3 protein-coding genes and 1 pseudogene are annotated in these 3,986 nt (G+C 71.6%); 3 read left to right on the plus strand and 1 reads right to left on the minus strand.

Annotated features, from left to right (window positions below):
• From dprA to ACRDSQ_RS24410, 3 genes are all read left to right on the plus strand, one after another.
• Positions 1–812, plus strand: an 812-nt coding sequence (gene dprA, locus ACRDSQ_RS24400; protein WP_431424304.1) for a DNA-processing protein DprA, incomplete at its 5' end; no start/stop codon positions are given.
• A gap of 31 nt (positions 813–843) precedes the next feature.
• The gene (locus ACRDSQ_RS24405) at positions 844–1,956 is read left to right on the plus strand and encodes a tyrosine recombinase XerC (protein WP_431424306.1); all 1,113 of its coding nucleotides are present in this window, start codon (positions 844–846) and stop codon (positions 1,954–1,956) included.
• Positions 1,928–2,848 carry a FliA/WhiG family RNA polymerase sigma factor gene (locus ACRDSQ_RS24410; protein WP_431424305.1) on the plus strand — a complete coding sequence of 307 codons (921 nt, stop codon included), beginning with the start codon at positions 1,928–1,930 and terminating at the stop codon, positions 2,846–2,848. The genes ACRDSQ_RS24405 and ACRDSQ_RS24410 overlap by 29 nt, the downstream gene beginning before the upstream one ends.
• 117 nt (positions 2,849–2,965) lie before the next feature.
• On the opposite strand, the pseudogene ACRDSQ_RS24415 reads toward ACRDSQ_RS24410, so the two are convergent.
• Positions 2,966–3,868, minus strand: a pseudogene (locus ACRDSQ_RS24415) (M23 family metallopeptidase); the annotation flags it as partial.
• Positions 3,869–3,986 lie beyond the last annotated feature (118 nt).

Raw genomic sequence — 3,986 nt, forward strand, 5'->3', positions numbered from 1 at the left:
CGCTGTGGGTGCGCGGCCCGGCCGCACTCGACGACGCCCTCCAGCGCGCGGTCTCCGTCATCGGGGCCAGAGCCGCGACGAGCTACGGCGAACACGTCGCCACCGAGTTCGGCTACGGGCTGGCCGAGGCGGGCGCGACCGTGGTCTCGGGCGCCGCGTACGGCATCGACGGCGCCGCCCACCGGGGCGCGCTCGGCGCCGAAGGCACGACCCTCGCGGTGCTCGGCTGCGGAGTCGACGTCCGGTACCCGGCCGCGCACTCCCGGCTGCTCGACCGGATCGCCGGGACGGGGGCGGTGATCAGCGAGTACGCGCCGGGAACGCCGCCCGCGAAACACCGGTTCCTCGTGCGCAACCGGCTGATCGCCGCACTGAGCGCGGGCACGGTCGTCGTGGAGGCGGGTGTCCGCAGCGGCGCCCGAAACACGGCGTCGACGGCGGCGGCGCTGGGCAAGGTGGTGCTGGCGGTGCCCGGCCCGGTCGGTTCGGCGATGTCGCTTGGCTGCCACGAACTGTTGAAGCTCGGCGCGGCCACCGTGGTGTGCTCGGTCCCGGAGATCCTGGAGGCGGTCGGGCAGGTCGGGGCGGACCTCGTGGCGCCCCGGGAGAAGCCGAAGCGCTCGACCGACGGGTTGGGTGATCAGGCTCTCCGCGTGCACGAAGCACTGAAAACGCGCGGCGGTGTGAGCCCGGAACAGGTCTCGCGGGCGTCGGGAGTGCCGTTGTCGCGGGTCAGAGCGTTGTTGCCGGAGTTGGAACTCACCGGTCTCGCCGCCCGCGGCGAAGAAGGGTGGTGCCGACTTCGATCATGACCGCGTGGCGATGCTTGACCCGAGCCCCGCCATGGCGCAGCGTCAGGGGGTGCCTCGCGCCTCAACCGGATCAAGCCGGGTCGACCTCCACCGGGTCCGATCCGCGCTGCCGGGCGAGGTCCGCACGGTTCTGGCCGACTACGAACGCCATTTGGCCTTGGAGAGAGGCCTGTCCCCGCACACCGTCCGCGCCTACGTCGGTGACGCGGTCTCGTTGCTCGGACACCTCCACGGCTTCCTCGACGGCTCCGGCACCGCAGGCGATCCAGCCGCGGGATCCGGAGCTGACGACGGTGACGGTGATGCTGATGCTGATCGACCTACCGCAGACCCAGGCGGCGCTCCTGCCGGTGGGCCGGGTGTAGGTCTGCGCGGCGTCGGACTTGATCTTGAAGGGCTGCGTGGGTGGTTGGCGGCGCAGTTGGGGGCCGGGGCGAGTCGGACGACCATGGCCAGGCGGTCCGCTTCGGCGCGGACCTTCACCGCGTGGGCGCTACGGCGGGGGCACCTCGATGTCGATCCGGGTTCGCGGCTGGTGGCCCCCGTGCGGCACCGGACGCTGCCGTCGGTGTTGCGGCAGGACCAGGCCTCCGAACTGATGCGGGTGTCGGCGGCGGGCGCGGCCCAACTGGATCCCGTGGCGCTGCGTGATCACGCGCTGCTGGAGTTGCTGTACGCCACCGGCATCCGTGTTTCCGAACTCTGCGGGCTCGATGTCGACGACGTCGATTCGAGGTCGCGGGTCCTCAGGGTGATGGGCAAGGGCGGCAAGGAGCGGACCGTCCCGTTCGGCGTTCCCGCCGCCGCCGCCGTGTCGACCTGGCTTGATCAGGGTCGCCAGGCACTTGCCCGCGACGATTCCCCGCCGGCACTGTGGCTCGGTACCCGTGGGGGACGGCTTCAACCAGCCAGTGTGCGACGCATCGTGCACGACGCTTTGGGGGCGGTCTCGGGCGCCCCGGACATGGGCCCGCACGGCCTTCGTCACTCCGCGGCTACGCACCTGCTCGAAGGGGGTGCTGACCTTCGTAGCGTCCAGGAGCTACTTGGTCACGCTACGCTCTCGACGACCCAGCTCTACACCCACGTGACCGTCGAACGGCTGAAGGCGATCCATGACCGAACCCATCCCCGTTCCCGGTGACACCGGGGAAGGTTCTCGGACACCGGTGGCCTTGCCCCCGGAATCGAGACCCCCGGTGAACGGCGCCGCCGTCTCCTTCGGGACCGGCGAGACCTCCGGAGTGCTGCCCGGAGACCAACGCACCGCCGACGATGTCGAAGCGGGCATCGTCGCCCTGTGGCGGCGGTTCGGCGAGCAGCGCGAGCACGGGCTCCGGGACCGGCTGGTGCTGCACTACGCACCGCTCGTCAAGTACGTGGCGGGCCGGGTGGGCACCGGTCTGCCCGCGCACGTCGACGTTTCGGACCTGATCCAGTCCGGGATCTTCGGCCTGGTCGACGCCATCGAGAAGTTCGAACCGGAGCGCGGCCTCAAGTTCGAGACCTACGCCATGCAGCGCATCCGCGGCGCGATCCTCGACGATTTGCGCGCCCAGGACTGGGTGCCCCGCACCGTCCGCGGCCGCGCCCGCGAGGTCGAACGCGGCATCGAACGTCTCGGCGCGAAACTCCAGCGCACCCCGAACGACGCCGAACTCGCGGGCGAACTGGGCTTGACCGTCGGCGAACTGCGCGATGTCTACGCCCAGCTCCAGCTCACCAGCGTCGTCGCGCTCGACGAACTCGCCGCCGCCGGGCGGGGATCGACCTCGCTGGCCGACACGCTCGAGGACGAGACCGCCGAGGACCCGGTGGCGCTGCTCGTCGACCAGGACAACCGCCGCCAGCTCGCCGAGGCCATCGGCAGGCTGGCCGAACGCGACCGGGTCGTGGTCACCCTGTACTACTTCGAAAACCTGACCCTCGCCGAGATCGGCCGCGTCCTCGGGGTCACCGAGTCCCGGGTCTGCCAACTGCACACCCGCGCCGTCCTCCGCCTCCGCGCGAAACTCCTCGAGGTCGCGGAAGTCTGAGGCGCCCGCGGGTTCCAGCGGGAGCAGCCGCACCCTCGGCGGGCGGATGAGCCACAGCGGCTCCAGGTGCACCCCGTCGCGCCGCAGGCTCCAATGCAGGCACGCGGGAGCGGGGCACCCAGGGTGTCCGGGGGCGAGCACCCCGATCTGTTCGCCACGACGAACCCGCACCCCGGCCGCCACTGACGGCACCACGGGCTCGTACGCGGTGCGCAGCCCGGCGTCGTGATCGATGGAGATGACGTCGCGGTCGACCACCCGCCCGGCGAACACCACCACACCGTCGCCCGCCGCGAGCACCGGAGTCCCGGCCGCGGCCGCCAGGTCGACACCGCGGTGCCCGGGCCCATACGGGGTCGCTGGTGCTTGGAACGGCCGCACGACTTCGTGGGGTGGAGGAAGCGGCCAGGAGAACCGCCCATCATCCGGCGGCTCAGGCCCCGCGGCCCGACCATGACCCGCCGGTGCACTGGCAAGGGAAGCTCCATCGCCGCGCGCCTGGACAGCACGGTGGCCGGGCGGGTGAGTTGGGGGAGTGGAGTTGGCTGGTGGCTTTGTCGGCGGGGCATGGCTGGGCCTCGGCGGTTCGGCCCGGTCGTGGGTGAACCCCGGCGATTCGGCTGGCTCAGTCGGGGTGTTGGGGCCCTGTCGCAGCCGGCCGACCACGGCGATGGCGGCGTCGGCTTCAGTGCCTGCGCCCGCCTGCCACAACCAGCCGGCCACCACAGCCGCCGACACCATCAGCGCCCCCAAAACGGCCGCGAAGATCACCGCCCGGAGGCGGTGGCGGCGGTGTTCGTGCTGGTGGCGGGGCATACGACAAGCCTGCCGGGACCTGGTGCACAGCACCAGGGGCTGATCAAATCTGTGGATGAATCCAGGACCTGTGGATAACCGCGGGCTCCGATTCTCGATTCCGACCCTGACCGGCGTACACTTCGACCCGCGTCTCGTGGCGACATGAGGCGACTTCGCGTGCCAGTGCGCGTTCGCGGCCATCGCAAGTGGCGGCCGCGGCATCAAGGGCGATCGACGGTCCCGTTCTCACCAGCGGGTTCGGCCGCCCGCACGGCACCAGGGCCTGCAGGTCACCGACTTGCGGCGACAACCGAGTACGCGCGCCGGGGCCCAACCGCCC

Source organism: Actinokineospora sp. (assembly GCF_050699995.1).
Taxonomy (GTDB): Bacteria; Actinomycetota; Actinomycetes; order Mycobacteriales; family Pseudonocardiaceae; genus Actinokineospora.

Bases quoted from the DNA above. Each gene is read 5' to 3' on its own strand.
- ACRDSQ_RS24410 (WP_431424305.1), top strand. From the start codon at position 1,928: ATGACCGAACCCATCCCCGTTCCCGGTGACACCGGGGAAGGTTCTCGG.
- ACRDSQ_RS24405 (WP_431424306.1), top strand. From the start codon at position 844: ATGGCGCAGCGTCAGGGGGTGCCTCGCGCCTCAACCGGATCAAGCCGG.